Annotated in this window: 13 protein-coding genes and 1 other RNA gene; 1 reads left to right on the forward strand and 13 read right to left on the reverse strand. The window is 48.4% G+C overall.

Annotation, left to right across the window (positions count from 1 at the left end):
- Position 1 precedes the first annotated feature (1 nt).
- The 4 genes from ydiT to ydiQ are packed head-to-tail and all read right to left on the reverse strand — an operon-like array spanning position 2 to position 3,359.
- A complete protein-coding gene (gene ydiT, locus AABJ99_RS11275; RefSeq protein ID WP_338387559.1) occupies positions 2-295 on the reverse strand; it encodes a ferredoxin family protein in 294 nt (97 codons plus the stop codon).
- Positions 292-1,581, reverse strand: coding sequence for an FAD-dependent oxidoreductase (gene ydiS, locus AABJ99_RS11280; protein ID WP_039020762.1), 1,290 nt, complete (start codon positions 1,579-1,581; stop codon positions 292-294). Before ydiS ends, ydiT begins: the two co-directional genes overlap by 4 nt.
- 55 nt (positions 1,582-1,636) lie before the next feature.
- The gene (gene ydiR / locus AABJ99_RS11285; protein WP_039020763.1) at positions 1,637-2,575 is read right to left on the reverse strand and encodes an electron transfer flavoprotein subunit alpha; all 939 of its coding nucleotides are present in this window, start codon (positions 2,573-2,575) and stop codon (positions 1,637-1,639) included.
- 19 nt (positions 2,576-2,594) lie between these two features.
- Positions 2,595-3,359, reverse strand: coding sequence for an electron transfer flavoprotein (gene ydiQ, locus AABJ99_RS11290; RefSeq protein ID WP_039020764.1), 765 nt, complete (start codon positions 3,357-3,359; stop codon positions 2,595-2,597).
- A gap of 315 nt (positions 3,360-3,674) precedes the next feature.
- On the opposite strand from ydiQ, the gene ydiP reads away from it, so the two are divergent.
- Complete coding sequence (ydiP, locus tag AABJ99_RS11295; protein WP_000284798.1) at positions 3,675-4,586, forward strand: AraC family transcriptional regulator; 912 nt, start codon at positions 3,675-3,677, stop codon at positions 4,584-4,586.
- A gap of 42 nt (positions 4,587-4,628) precedes the next feature.
- Here the strand turns inward: ydiP and ydiO are convergent, their stop codons facing one another.
- From ydiO to ydiK, 9 genes are all read right to left on the reverse strand, one after another.
- Positions 4,629-5,780 (reverse strand): acyl-CoA dehydrogenase, encoded by a 1,152-nt coding sequence (gene ydiO, locus AABJ99_RS11300; protein ID WP_000347836.1) that lies wholly within the window; start codon positions 5,778-5,780, stop codon positions 4,629-4,631.
- A gap of 13 nt (positions 5,781-5,793) precedes the next feature.
- Positions 5,794-7,389, reverse strand: coding sequence for an acyl CoA:acetate/3-ketoacid CoA transferase (gene ydiF, locus AABJ99_RS11305; RefSeq protein ID WP_039020766.1), 1,596 nt, complete (start codon positions 7,387-7,389; stop codon positions 5,794-5,796).
- A 144-nt stretch (positions 7,390-7,533) separates the two neighbouring features.
- The gene (aroD, locus tag AABJ99_RS11310; RefSeq protein ID WP_000860201.1) at positions 7,534-8,292 is read right to left on the reverse strand and encodes a type I 3-dehydroquinate dehydratase; all 759 of its coding nucleotides are present in this window, start codon (positions 8,290-8,292) and stop codon (positions 7,534-7,536) included.
- 30 nt (positions 8,293-8,322) lie between these two features.
- Positions 8,323-9,189 (reverse strand): quinate/shikimate dehydrogenase, encoded by an 867-nt coding sequence (gene ydiB, locus AABJ99_RS11315; RefSeq protein ID WP_000383469.1) that lies wholly within the window; start codon positions 9,187-9,189, stop codon positions 8,323-8,325.
- Positions 9,190-9,200: 11 nt separating this feature from the next.
- The gene (gene ydiN, locus AABJ99_RS11320; protein ID WP_032303145.1) at positions 9,201-10,466 is read right to left on the reverse strand and encodes an MFS transporter; all 1,266 of its coding nucleotides are present in this window, start codon (positions 10,464-10,466) and stop codon (positions 9,201-9,203) included.
- 226 nt (positions 10,467-10,692) lie between these two features.
- A complete protein-coding gene (gene ydiM, locus AABJ99_RS11325; RefSeq protein WP_000795527.1) occupies positions 10,693-11,907 on the reverse strand; it encodes an MFS transporter in 1,215 nt (404 codons plus the stop codon).
- Between the two features lie 98 nt (positions 11,908-12,005).
- Positions 12,006-12,362, reverse strand: a complete 357-nt coding sequence (gene ydiL, locus AABJ99_RS11330; protein ID WP_039021245.1) for a YdiL family protein — start codon at positions 12,360-12,362, stop codon at positions 12,006-12,008.
- Positions 12,363-12,498: 136 nt separating this feature from the next.
- Positions 12,499-12,606, reverse strand: an RNA gene (gene rprA, locus AABJ99_RS11335) — antisense sRNA RprA.
- 185 nt (positions 12,607-12,791) lie between these two features.
- On the reverse strand, positions 12,792-13,904 hold the full coding sequence (gene ydiK, locus AABJ99_RS11340; protein WP_000248640.1) for an AI-2E family transporter YdiK: 1,113 nt from the start codon (positions 13,902-13,904) through the stop codon (positions 12,792-12,794).
- Between the last annotated feature and the right edge of the window lie 104 nt (positions 13,905-14,008).

The raw sequence follows: 14,008 nt of genomic DNA on the forward strand, positions 1-14,008 counted from the left end.
ATTAGCCGTAGCGAAAATCAATACCGAAGGTGCCTGCGAGATATTGCCACTGTTCGAGAATAGTGTTGCCGCACAGCACCCGACAGGTGCCGCACTCCAGACAACCGGCGGAATCGAAATGAATGTTTCCAGCGTCATCCTGCTTATAAAGTCCGGCAGGGCAAGCTTTCATTAATTTACGGAATTCATTGATATCGGGATTTGCCGCCAAAATGATATGCGGGTGGCCCTCATCAACATGGAATTTATTGACGCCTAATTTGATGTCGACGTTAACCGTAGCGTTCTGGCTCATAGCGCGGTTGCTCCTTTAATGCCATCTTTCAGCAAGTTGATCAGCCCAATTTTCTTCGCGTGTCCCATGATCATTTTGCGTACCGGCTGGTTTGGTTTGCCGTCGATGGTGAACATATCGTTCATGATGTCGGCGACCATTCGTGGGTATTGGCTAAACAGGCGCGGGTTTTCCATCAGCGCCGGGATCTTGCGAAAATGCTGCATATCACGCATGACGCAGCTTTGTTCCAGCTCACGTTTGTATTGCGCCAGGCTGCTGGCGGAGAAGTCAGCGCGTTCTTTAGCGGCAATCACTGTTGTGGCTGCAGCCTGGGCCGATGCGATGGCTAAATCCATTCCGCGAACCGTAAAGCCCAGATTGAGGCAGAAACCTGCGGCATCACCGACGATCATCACGCCCTCATTAACCAGCTGCGGCACCATCGCCAGACCGCCTTCCGGCACCATGTGCGCGGAATATTCAAGCAGTTTGCCGCCGCTAATCAGTGGGCGAATGGCAGGGTGTTGTTTAAAATCTTCCAGCATTTGCGGCACGCTTTTTTTTGCATGGGCGATATCACCCAATCCACAAACCAGCCCCAACGATACGGAATCCTTGTTGGTATAGAGGAATCCGCCGCCCATCAGGCCGTCAGAAGGGGAACCGGCAAACAGCCAGGCGGTACCTTCCTCGCCCATAACATTAAAGCGATCGTTGATTTGCTCTGGTGTAAGACCAATAACCTCTTTAACACCAACTGCGTAATGATGCGGATCGGAAGCGGGAACCATTCCCAGCGAGCGGCCAAGCATCGAGTTAACGCCATCAGCCAGAATCACCACATTCGCTTCAAGAACATCATCCCCGGCCTGAACGCCAGTGACCTTATTTCCTTCACGAACCAGCGCATCGACACGAACGCCCGGGATAAACTGCGCGCCAGCCTGTTCGGCTTGTTCCATCAACCACGGGTCCAGACGATTACGCAATACGGTATAAGACTCGTGTTGCGGAACATCTGGTTGCTCGCGGTGAAAATCGAGGGTAACGGCACTCTCTTCGGTTAAGAAGGAGATTTTCTCGCGTGTGACCTTGCGTTCTACCGGCGCTGATGCTGCAAAGCCTGGAATAATCGCTTCAAGTGTGTGGGCATAAAGACGCCCGCCGGTCATATTTTTGCATCCGGCACTGTCGCCGCGTTCTATCACCAGGACATCCAGCCCGGCTCGCGCCATGACCAGTGCGGCAACGCTACCGGCAACGCCCGCACCGACCACAATGGCATCAAATTTGTCATCCGACATGCGTTGTGCTCCCTTCCCGCTGCATTTACAGCGGGAGATGTGGTTGAAAGGGGAATTAGCGGCTCAACTGGCTAATCAGGGCAGGGACGACTTTGTAAATATCGCCCACCAGACCGTAGTCGGCATAGTTGAAGATTGGCGCATTTTTATCTTTATTAATGGCGACAATCACTTTTGCACCGTTGCCGCCAACCATATGCTGGATCTGCCCGGAGATCCCCAGCGTCAGGTAGAGATCGGATTTCAGCAACACGCCGGAGACACCGATATAACGTTCACGCTCCATCCAGTTCTCGCCTTCGGCAATTGGACGTGAACAGCCGACTTCAGCATTCAGCACCGCCGCCAGTTCGTGGACCATTTTCAGGTCATCCTGCGCCGCCAGACCACGACCGACGCCAACCACACGTTTTGCTTTGCTCAGGTCCACGCTGCTTGCCGCTTTCGCACGGCGTTCGCGACAGAGAATTTCATGACGCAGGGCAACATAAGGTACCGTTTCTGTCGGGCACTGATGAGAGATATCACTGGTGCACGGTTCCTGAACACCGGGTGCAAGGGTAATGATCGCCAGCGGGCTGTTGATCTTTTCCTGAGCGAACGCTAACCCGCCATACATCCGGTGTTCGGCGCAAATGTGACCATCGACAATATCCACCGCCGTGGCATCGTTCACCAGCGCCGCATTCAGTTGCACACTTAACCGTGCTGCCAGAGCTTTACCACGTTTCGTCGCGGCCAACAGCAACATAGCGGGGTGTTTATCTTTCAGCAGGGCAGCAATGCTTTCGGCGTAATTTTCAGTACGTTGCAGCGCGTCGTTTTGCTCAAGAACATAAATACATTTTGGCCCATAAGGCATAACTGCCTGCGCCTGGTCGGTATTTTGTACAATGGCATACACCTGTTGGCCCCATTGCTGAGCGCCGCCAAACAGTTCAGCATAACGTTCAGGATTATCGCTAAAGACCCAGACGCTGTTTAATTGACTCATCGTTTCTTCTCCGTAGGCTTCAGTTCAGGGCTTTCTTCAGATGTTCCGCCAGCTCGGCAATGGCCTCCGGCGAATCGTTATCGAGAATGATGTGCTTACGTTCTGTTTGCGGCGGTACGCGAATGCCGGTCAGTTCAGCAAGTGGTGTGCTCTGGCTCCAGCCAATATCACTTGCCTGCCACTGATTTACCGGTTTTTTACCCGCGCCGAGAATGGCTTTCATCGAAGGAATGCGTGGCATGTTAATATCGGAGGTGACGCAGAGCACGGCTGGAACAGAGAGCTCAATAACTTCAACATCATCTTCAAGCGTGCGTTCAATCACCAGTGTATTACCCTGACGCTGAATAGCACTCACTGCATTAATCACCGGAAGTTGCAGAATTTCTCCGACCAGCAAGCCAACCTGCTGGGCATAAAGGTCGCCGGAACTTTCACCAAAGATCAGTAAATCGAAGCCGATCTTTTCAACTGCTGCCGCCAGCGCCTTTGCGGTATCGAGAGGCAGTGCATGTTCAAGTTGCGCCTCCTGCACCAAATACAGGCTATGCGGCCCGCGGGATAGCACGTCTTTGCGCACTTTCGAGTTCTGCAACAATGAGCCGCCAATGGTCAGCGCGGCTATCTCATCGTCATCTGTTGCAATCTGGCTTGCAGCTTCAATGGCATTGAGATCGAACTGGCTGATTTTGGCGTCGGCATTGTCGAAATTCAGGGTATATTCTGGAGTGACAACAATGTCCTGTTCTTCAGGCACCAGCTTAAAGCAGGTTATTATTTTCATGATTTCTCCTGTGAGTCGCATACGGAACCATCTCCGATGGAAGGTAAAAATGGCCTGAAAATAGTGTGCGATAGCGGTGCGGGGTTTTCGACGGAGCAAGCTGTTTTCCTTGCCAACAATCTTGCAAAAAAAATGCGATCGCTAAAACAAAAGTGCAATTTGCGGCAATGTTGTTATTCCATGACCGTACAATCTTGCATTCAGTGTAAATAATCTTGTTTAGCTCTCGCTAAACGCGGTTGTATAACCGCAATACACGCCGTATTTTATCCGGCATATATTGTTTTTGCTTGCTCATGGAATAGGGAGGTTGTCATGTATCAACGCTGTTTTGATAACGCCAGCGAAACGCTGTTTGTCGCCGGTAAAACGCCACGGCTTTCACGTTTTGCATTTAGCGATGATCCAAAATGGGAGTCCGGACATCACGTTCATGACAATGAAACCGAGCTGATTTACGTCAAGAAAGGGGTAGCAAGGTTTACCATCGATTCTTCGTTATATGTCGCGCATGCCGATGACATTGTGGTGATAGAACGTGGCAGGTTGCATGCGGTGGCCTCTGACGTTAACGATCCAGCAACGACGTGTACCTGTGCGCTGTACGGCTTTCAGTTTCAGGGGGCTGAGGAAAATCAGCTACTGCAACCGCATTCTTGCCCGGTAATTGCCGCAGGGCAGGGAAAAGAAGTCATTAAAACCTTATTTAATGAGCTAAGTGTGATTTTGCCGCAAAGTAAAAATAGCCAAACATCTTCGTTATGGGACGCATTTGCCTATACGTTAGCAATTCTTTACTACGAAAACTTTAAAAATGCTTATCGTTCGGAGCAGGGGTATATTAAAAAAGATGTTCTGATAAAAGATATTCTTTTCTATCTGAATAATAATTATCGCGAAAAAATCACTTTAGAGCAGTTATCGAAAAAATTTCGTGCCAGCGTCAGTTATATTTGCCATGAATTTACCAAAGAGTATCGTATTTCCCCTATTAACTATGTTATTCAACGGCGTATGACGGAAGCGAAATGGTCACTCACCAATACTGAATTATCACAGGCAGAGATCTCCTGGCGTGTGGGTTATGAAAATGTCGATCACTTTGCCAAACTGTTTTTGCGCCATGTCGGCTGTTCGCCCAGCGATTACCGCAGGCAATTTAAAAACTGTTTTGCGGAACAAGAAATCCTATCTGAATTTCCTCAACCGGTAAGTCTTGCCGGATAAATCTGGCGGCGCAGTTTGTTAAGAAGCTGCGCCGCCTGCAGATTATTTGTTCTGATAATCTTTCAGGATCTGCCGACCCGCTACGTAAATCATAATTTCGTCTGTACCGCCGCCGATACGTTCACAACGGACATCACGCCAGAAGCGAGAGACGCGCGCCTCATCGGTATAGCCCAGACCGCCCATGATTTGAATCGCATCATCAATGACTTCCATTGCGGTACGTGCGCAGTACAGTTTTGCCAGCGCCGCGCTGGTGCGCAGTGACTGATGCTGATCGGCTTGCCATGCCACTTTCAACACCATGTTGCGCATGTTGTCGATCTTAATCGCCATCAGCGCCAGTTTTTCCTGGATCATCTGGTTATGACCAATGGGCTTACCAAAAGCGATACGCTGGTTGGCATAGCGGGCGGCATCTTCAAAGGCACACTCGGCAAAGCCGGTGCTGCGCGCGGCATTGATCAGGCGTTCCATCTCAAAGTTATACATCACATTGAGGAAACCCATTCCTTCTTCGCCCACCATGTCGCTCTCTTCAACTTCCACGTTGTCGAGATAGACTTCGCAGGTGCTGAGCATATGCCAGCCGATTTTATGCAACGGGTTAATCTTAATGCCGGGCTTACTGGAGTCGACCCACCACAGGGTGAAGGCTTTTTTGGGATCTTTCGGTTCTGGATCGCGCGCCAGCACCAGCATATACGGGTACTCTTTCGCGCCGGTAATAAAGGTTTTCTGGCCGTTGATGTAAACCTTGCCATTTTTACGCGTGTAAGTGGTAGTGGCACTGTTATTGTCTGAGCCTGCGCCTGGTTCCGTCAACGCCAGGGCATAGGCGGGATCACCCGTTTCCAGGGTGCTCTCTGCCGTTTTACGTAGCTGCTCAGCAGAACCGAAACGGCGCATGCTGTGAATACATTGACCGTTGGTAATCAAAAATGCCGGAGCACCGCATTTTGACACTTCCATCAGCGCCAACATCTGGGTGACGTAATCCGCAGGGATGCCACCAAATTCTTCCGGCACGCCAAGCATAGAAATGCCGTTATCCGCCAGTGCCCGCATAAACTCACGCGGGTATGTCCCGTTTTGATCGCAGGTGCGGAAATACTCTTCCGGGAAGTTGGTCGTAATCAACTCGCGAATACTGGCCAGCAGCAATTCTTGTTCTTCAGTTAAAGAAAAATCCATCATTATACTCCTGTTAATGAGCCGCTTCAGGCAGGACAAAACCCATCGCCGCATCGATAAATAATCTTTCGTCCATCAGTTTGAGTTCTGGCGAAATCACTGGGGTGAAATCCATTTTGTCGAGAATATCTTTTTGTAAATCGACGCCAGGGGCGATTTCGATTAAATGCAGGCCGTCTTCTTTCAGCGTGAATACTGCGCGCTCAGTGATATAACGAACATCCAGCCCTCGCTCGAGAGCGATTTTTCCGCTGAAAGTAATTTCCGGTAGTTCCCGAATAAATTTCTTCACCCGTCCTTCCTGGACGATATTTAATTTGCCGTCGGTAATTTCTGTTTTTAAACTGCCCGCAGTTAATGTGCCGCAGAAAACGATTTTCTTCGAAGTGGCACTGATATCAATAAATCCACCGGTGCCCATGATTTTACCATTGAATTTATGCACGCCGACGTTACCGTGCTGGTCGACTTCAGCAAAACTCAAATAACAAACATCCAGACCGCCACCGTGATAAAAATCAAACTGGGACGTCATATCCAGAATGGCACGGGTATTCACGTTCGCGCCAAAGGCTATCCCCTGTGAAGTAATACCGCCAATCGGACCTGTTTCTACCGTCAGAATAAAGTCATCAGCACAACCTTCTTCCCGGGCGACCAGGCCAATGCCGTCAGCAATACCGACGCCGACATTCCCCACCGCGCCTTTACGCATTTCGAATAATGCGCGCCGCGCAACTAATTTACGTTGGTTTAGGGGCAGGCTAAGTTTGGTACTGTCATCAAGGGTGAAGTCACCAGAAATAAAGCGGTTAACCGGCGCACCGCCATACAGTTGGGTTTGATCCGGATCGACCACCACAATATCCACCAGATAACCCGGAATACGGACAGATTTAGGATGCAGCGTGGCTTTCTTAACCATTTTCTGCACCTGCATCATCACAATACCGCCGTTATTGTGCACCGCCTGAGCAATAACCAATGCGTCGAGATACATCACCTCATCTTCAAAGGTGGCGTACCCTTCGCTGTCGCAGGTGGTGGCGCGAATAAAGGCGATATCCGGCGCAATCGCTTTGTAATAGAGATATTCTTTGTTATCAAACTCGACCAGTTTAATCAGGTCTTCTTTAGTGACTTCATTCAGTTTGCCGCCTTGCTGGCGTGGATCGACAAATGTTCCGATGCCAATATCACTAATAATACCAGGCTGGTGGGCTGCGGCGGCGCGTAAGGTTTGTGTAAGTACACCTTGTGGATAGTTATAAGCAATAATTTTATTTTTTTCTGCGAGATCAGAAATACGCGGCGATTGTCCCCAGTGACCGCATAATGCCCATTTCACCAGACCTTCTTGCGCCAGCGGACTAATACCACGGTCGGCGCGATCGCCAAGCCCTGTTGGACTAATAATCGATAAATTACGTGGTGTTTGAGTCTGTTTATATTTATCAGCAAGAGCAGTAATTAACGTGGTGGCTTCCAGAATACCGCCGCCAGCGCCTAACACACAAAGTGTTGCTTCGTCGGGAATATAATTCACCGCTTCCTGTGCCGACAGGACCGGCACTCGTCCATTAATACGAGGTGGTTTTACAGGTTTCATTGTTAATTCCTGATTCAGGTGTAATTTTCCCTACGCCAGATGGAGAATTAGAGCGCAGAGACTCACGAAATATTTTTATTAAATACGGTTGAATATATTTTTTTAGTTCGGCGGGGGAGGGTATTCCCGCCGAAATATTATTGCTTATGCCTGATGTAAAATAGTTAATACCGTGCGCAAATCATTTACCGAGATTTGCCCTGGCGCAGAGGCTTTTTTTACCGCACCAAAAGTTGCCGCCGACCCAAATACTTCACCAGCCAGACGAGAAATTACGCCAGTTTTTGCCATCGACATCGTGATGATTGGACGATCGGCATACTGCTCCTGCATCTCCAGGGTCGCGGCAAGCAACGTCAGCACATCGCTGGTACTTTGCGGCATCAGCGCAATCTTAGGAATATCGGCGTCGAAGGACTGCATTTTACGCAGACGGGCAATGATTTCTTCGGCTTCCGGCGTTTTATGGAAGTCATGGTTGGACATGACAACTTTCACATCATGCGCGTGGGCGTAGGCGACGGTTTCTTTAACTTGATCATCACCGGTAAATAACTCCAGATCGATCATATCAACCAGGCCGCTGTCGATGGCTGCACGATTGAGTGCAATATAAGCCTCGGTGGAAATCGCCTGCTCGCCGCCTTCTTTGGCACTGCGGAAGGTAAACAGCAGCGGTTTTTCTGGCATGGTTTCACGGAGAATTTTTGCCGCTGCCATGACAGACTCCACATTGGAGAGGTCGGCATAGTGGTCAACACGCCATTCCAGAATATCAAAGTCCGCTTCACGATAGGCGAGAGCTTCGGATTTCACGCTGGCGATATCTTTCGCCATCAGCGAGACGATGATTTTAGGTGCGCCCGTACCAATGACGAGATCTTTTACAGTTACGGTTTTCATTTTTTACCCTTTCTGCACGCGGTCAGCCTGTCAGGCACCGAACCCCATGACCTGTTTAACATATTCCAGAGGGAAATCTTTGCCAGTCCATAACGTGAACTGTTCAGCCCCTTGCCACAACAACATGCCGTATCCATCAATCGTTTTGCAACCAGCTTGTTGCGCCTGCTGCAATAACTTCGTCATATGCGGGTTATACACGCATTCAGTGACCAGAAGTCCCGGATGTAACAGACTGATATCATTAACCAATGATTCATTCTCAAGGGGTTTCATACCCACTTTTGTGCCATTGGTTAAAATGTCGGCGGAAGCCAGGGCTTCAGCAAAGGCTTGCTGATCGGCGAGATCGGTGACTGTCACGACGCAATCGGTGTTTTCGTTAACCCGCTGCGCGAAGGCGAGGGCTTTATCGAAGAACTCATCCCGACGGTTAAAGAGTTTAATTTCTTTTAAACCTTCAATTGCCCCCTGCGCGCCAATCGCCGTTGAGGCACCTCCGGCCCCTAACAGCACCATCGTTTTGCCTTTGATATCAAAACCGCTCTCTTTAATGGCGCGAATATGGCCCGTGCCGTCGGTGTTATAGCCACGCAGATAGCCATCATCATTAACGATGGTGTTGATGGCACCCACCAGTTTGGCCGCTGGCGTTAATTCATCAACATATTCACACGCCAGTTGTTTGTTCGGCATTGATACACCAGTTCCGCGCATTTTGAGGGCTTTTAATCCTTCAATTGCTCCGGGAAAGCTATCGTTATCCACTTCGAAGGCCATATAGGTAAATGGCAATCCCGCTTTTTCTAAGGCTTTATTCTGCATTTCGGGCGATAAACTGTGGCGGATAGGATAGGCCATCAACCCAATCAATTCGTATTTTGCGGTAACATCCATAATTAACTCCTTTAACCTCTATGCTTAATTGTGTTTAACCGGGTGCTAAATTTACGCTCGCCAAACCGCACATCATTTTCAGGAATAATGAAAACGCGGTAATAGCGGATAAAAACAATAATTGCGGTAATCAGGGCCAGCAGCGCGAAAGTAAAATCGAGAACGATGATATATTGCAGGCCGATGTTCGACAGATAACCGGTAATCAGCGGAATAACAAAGTTAGCCAGTCCACCCATCATCATATAAATACTGGTGACTTTGGCTTTGCTTTTGGGAAAAAACTCTGACATGACCGAAACGCCGAGCTGTAAAATGCCGCCAGCCGCTGAGAAACCGATAACAAAGGCTCCGGCATTACACACCAGTGGAGAAGGGTACAGGTAGATAATGGCTGATGTTATTGTTGCCAGTGCAGAGTTAAATACATTAGCCCAGATGGGCCGGACCATTTTTTTCAGTAGTGCGGCAAAAATAAAGACACAGACCAACGAGCCCATACTGTAATAAGAGATGGTTTTTAATGCCTCAGCTTCTGACATACCAGCAAAAGCCATCGCATATTTGGGCATCCACACCACAATCACATAAAAGGTCGAGAATGCAGCTACACCGAACAGTACCGATGAAACACCTTCCAGCCAGACTAACGGTTTGCTGTTCATTTGCGGTAATTCATTAGCTACGCTGGCGTCCACCAACTGGTTGGGGAATTTGCTTTTCAATAGCATCAGCGTGATCAGTACAAACAGAATACCCGGAATAATCAGCCCATAGCCGTACCAGATGTTATTGAGCAACATATAGCTCACCAGCATTGGGTAGAACATTTGTCCGAATGACACCATCGCTTTAACCAGTATGACCGCCGAACCAGAGGCTTTCGGAAAGCATTCCATGAGCGCAGGGTAGCCACCCGTATCAAGCGCTGAGTTAGCGATACCTACGCACACTGCCAGACAGTAGGCGAGAGTTAAATTTGGGCAAGCGGGAATACCAAAGAAGAATAGCAGATACATTATTACTGCCATTAATATCACCGCCCGACGACCAAACTTATCGGAGATCACACCGAAGAATAAAATACTGATCAATCGGCCCAAACCGATACCGGAAATTAAATAGGCAATGCCCGCGTTGTCAGTGGAAAACTTTTCTGCCAGAGATGACATATTTTGGGCAAGCGTAATAACACTAATGCCGTGCAGAAAATAGCTGAAGTAAATACAAAGAACAGCCAGGATAAATGGCGTGCTGAAAGCCTTATTTTGAGACATTTTCACAGCTCCTTGCTGAAAGATAATTTCGTTACCGTACGTATTGTTCTCCGACGGTTTACATAATTACTATACTGAAGATGATTTTCCCTGGGTACATGGCATAAAGTTTATGTTTCCAGGAATATTGCATGTCATAGTTTGTTTTTTATCGCGATTTTCCTTAGTTGGCGCAGAAAGAGTTATTTATCCGTAAGATCTTGCATGACCTGAAAAGAATATTGCATTACCCACCCGGAGCGACATTTTCCTTTAGCGAGTGATGCCACGTTTCTTTGCGGCTGCGTAAGCCGATAAACAGTGCCAGTAAAAAGCCGATGGCAGCGATGGCGGTATCGAACCACATAATATCGGCAATACTTCTTTGGGACAGATGAGCCGTAATCAACGGAATAGTAAAGGTCGCAATACTGCCCGCACTGTAATAGATCCCTGTAGCTTTACCCTTAGCGTAGGGGAAACGTTCAGCCATTAATGTCAGGCCAATTTGCACAACACCTCCAGCAGAGGTAAAACCAATGACAAAAGCAAATATTATCACCACATAAAATGTGGGATGCAGACAGACGGTAAACAGAGCAATAAATGAGATAAAGGTGTACAGCATCAGTAATGTTGTTGGGCGAACGGTATTACGAATGAGTGGAGCGGTAATAAATACACAAAGCAGCGAACCCACGGTGTAAATACTGAGTAGTTTGATCGACATAGTGTATGACATGCCTGCAACAAATTGTCCGTACTGTGCCAGCCACTGGCTAACCAGATAAAAGGTTGCCATTGAGATATATCCATATAAGGTATAACTGGCTAAATCGATAATTGAACAGCGATGTTCCGTAGAGTTGGTGGCTTTCTCTATGACAGGTAAGCGACGACCCGGATGGGGTGGGAACGTACAACGGTATAAAAACAGAGCGTTAATAAACATAATGCCTGCGGCAATCATAAAGGACCAGCCGAACCACAGTTCAGCCCACACTAACAGGCTGATGATTAGCGGTAATAAAAATTGCCCGCTGGAAACAAATGCTTTAATTAAAATATTAGCTGTACCCGGTGAACGTGGAAAAGCTTCCATCAAACTGGGATAGGTGCCTGCATCGAGAAAACTGTTTGCCATTCCCGCCAGAAAGCCCAACCCATAAGCGATAATGATGTTATTGGTGTGCAGGATGCCAAAAAAGAAGGCCATATAGCAGCACATCCCGAGCATGATAAAAGGGCGGCGACCAAAGCGATCGGATAATAATCCTGCAAAAAGCAAGACACTTAATCGACCAATACCCAGCGATGATATAACTATTGAGACGCCTGCGGCATTGGTCTGCCAAAGCGTCTCCAGCGAGGCCATATTCAGGCTCATCAAAATGACGCCCATACCATGCACCAGGTAATTAAAATACAACCCAAGTGCGGTAGGGAAATAGGGATTTTTCATAGGTTCTACTTAGCAAAGGTGCTTTAAAAAGTGAAGCGATGTTGTGTCAGCATCCGTTCATTATTGTTGTAACAACGACAATTCCTTTCTTTGGAAAATTAACAAAGGCGCTCCAGATCGTGTGCATATAATTCAGCGGCTACCGATTGATAGATCTTCCAGTCAATAAAATTGCCATCAGGGTAGACACGTTGAAACGCGGTTAAGTCAGGGAAAAAACGCATGGTGTTGTTGCCGATGCGGTTATTTATTTTCTCTATGATGGCATGAAGATGTTTTTTTCGTTGCTGTCGCATAGCCAACAGTTGCTCGACCACACGATCAGGAATGGCGCATTTGCCATTTTCCCACTGATGCCAGCTTTCACTGTCACCGGTCTGGGCAATCCAGGTCGCGCATTCATCAATAGTCATGGCAAAAATATGGCGGAGTGCCTGGAGTTCATAAGCGTTCATCGTGTAATGGCTGCATGAAATAAACAATAAAATATAAATAACATTATCAGCCTGCCGACGGCTTGAAGAGAGTCACAGTATCTTGTGCAACATTATTGGAAAGAATGAGGGGGCGAGGTAGCGAAGCGGAAAAATGTTAAAAAAAAGCCCATCGTGGGAGATGGGCAAAGACTACACACAGCAATTCGTTGTTTCACTCAGGGGATTTCCATGCTTATAAATCAATATGTTGATTTATAACCGTGAGCTAATAGTAGGCATACGGACTTTTTGCGTCGATCAGATTCGTCTCATTAGTTTAAAAACTGTAAAGAATTTGCGACAGGTACTACCAGCTGAATGGCGGTAAGCAGGAAAATATAGTGAAGAGCAAGCAAATATCAATTAGCGGTGGTTAACAATCAGGCGGCAGAACCGCCTGATGAGAAATTACTTATTCGGTTTCTCGATTTCGCCAAGTTCTTCGAGAACTTCTTCCGGTTGGTCAGTCGGCGGTGGGACTTCTTCCACCCACGCGGCAAAAAGACGCCAGGAAACGGCTAACAGAACCGGACCAATAAACAGACCGATCATCCCGAAAGCAATCAAACCACCAATAACACCAGAGAGGATTAGGATCAGCGGTAAATCGGCACCCATGCGAATTAACATTGGGCGGATGACGTTATCCAGCGTGCCAACCACACCACTCCATACCAGTAATACCGTGCCCCAGGTGGTATCGCCGGTCCAGTAAAGCCAGATGATCGCCGGAATCAGCACCGGCAGCGGGCCAAGTTGGACAAGGCAGGAGAGGATCATTAACACCGTGAGCAAAGTTGCATAAGGTACGCCGGATACCGCGAGGCCGATACCGCCAAGCACTGCCTGTACTAACGCTGTCACCACAACACCCAGCGCCACTGCGCGGATAGCTTGTGCCGCCAGCAGCACGGCGGCATCTCCACGAACGCCTGCCAGACGGGTAGCAAAATGGCGAATGCCTTGCGCCACTTGTTCACCGCGCCAGTACAGCAGGGCGCTGAAGAGAAGCATCAGCGCACAATGCACCATAAAGCGCCCGATATGCGCCGCCTGCCCAACGAACCAGGTGGTGGTGGTGCCAATATAAGGACGGACTTTGGCCATGATCGCCGTGCCTCCCATATCCAGCAAGTTGTGCCAGCCTGCATACAGCTTCGCGCCAATCACCGGAATGGTATTAAGCCACGCCAGATCGGGTAACGTCATGTCACCGCTGGAAATGGCTTTAATCAGTGGACCGCTGCCATCGACAATACTGTTAACCAGCAAAGCAATAGGGATGATAAACACCATCACTAATAACAGCGTCATCACCAGAACGGCGAGAGAGCGGCGGCCAAACATGATCTTTTGCAAACGTAACAATACCGGCCAGGTGGCGATAACCACCGTACCGGCCCATGCGAAGCCGAGAATAAAGGGTTGAACAATCCACAGACATGCCACAATCATGATGGCTAAAAACAGCACCGAAAGCAGAATTTGTGCGACATCCCTGGGCTGACGAACATTTACCATAACTACTTTTCACCTTTTTTGTGCGTCAAATCGTCGACGCGACGTGAACACGCGAAACTCACCTGCATAATGATGAGCAATTTCAGCGGTTTTTAACAGGCCGA

Origin of the sequence: Escherichia coli, assembly GCF_036503815.1 — a bacterium.
Classification (GTDB): domain Bacteria; phylum Pseudomonadota; class Gammaproteobacteria; order Enterobacterales; family Enterobacteriaceae; genus Escherichia; species Escherichia coli_F.

Bases quoted from the DNA above. Each gene is read 5' to 3' on its own strand.
- aroD (WP_000860201.1), bottom strand. From the start codon at position 8,292: ATGAAAACCGTAACTGTAAAAGATCTCGTCATTGGTACGGGCGCACCT.
- ydiQ (WP_039020764.1), bottom strand. From the start codon at position 3,359: ATGAAAATAATAACCTGCTTTAAGCTGGTGCCTGAAGAACAGGACATT.
- ydiO (WP_000347836.1), bottom strand. From the start codon at position 5,780: ATGGATTTTTCTTTAACTGAAGAACAAGAATTGCTGCTGGCCAGTATT.
- ydiN (WP_032303145.1), bottom strand. From the start codon at position 10,466: ATGTCTCAAAATAAGGCTTTCAGCACGCCATTTATCCTGGCTGTTCTT.
- ydiP (WP_000284798.1), top strand. From the start codon at position 3,675: ATGTATCAACGCTGTTTTGATAACGCCAGCGAAACGCTGTTTGTCGCC.
- ydiF (WP_039020766.1), bottom strand. From the start codon at position 7,389: ATGAAACCTGTAAAACCACCTCGTATTAATGGACGAGTGCCGGTCCTG.
- ydiS (WP_039020762.1), bottom strand. From the start codon at position 1,581: ATGTCGGATGACAAATTTGATGCCATTGTGGTCGGTGCGGGCGTTGCC.
- ydiT (WP_338387559.1), bottom strand. From the start codon at position 295: ATGAGCCAGAACGCTACGGTTAACGTCGACATCAAATTAGGCGTCAAT.
- ydiM (WP_000795527.1), bottom strand. From the start codon at position 11,907: ATGAAAAATCCCTATTTCCCTACCGCACTTGGGTTGTATTTTAATTAC.
- ydiL (WP_039021245.1), bottom strand. From the start codon at position 12,362: ATGAACGCTTATGAACTCCAGGCACTCCGCCATATTTTTGCCATGACT.
- ydiR (WP_039020763.1), bottom strand. From the start codon at position 2,575: ATGAGTCAATTAAACAGCGTCTGGGTCTTTAGCGATAATCCTGAACGT.
- ydiK (WP_000248640.1), bottom strand. From the start codon at position 13,904: ATGGTAAATGTTCGTCAGCCCAGGGATGTCGCACAAATTCTGCTTTCG.
- ydiB (WP_000383469.1), bottom strand. From the start codon at position 9,189: ATGGATGTTACCGCAAAATACGAATTGATTGGGTTGATGGCCTATCCT.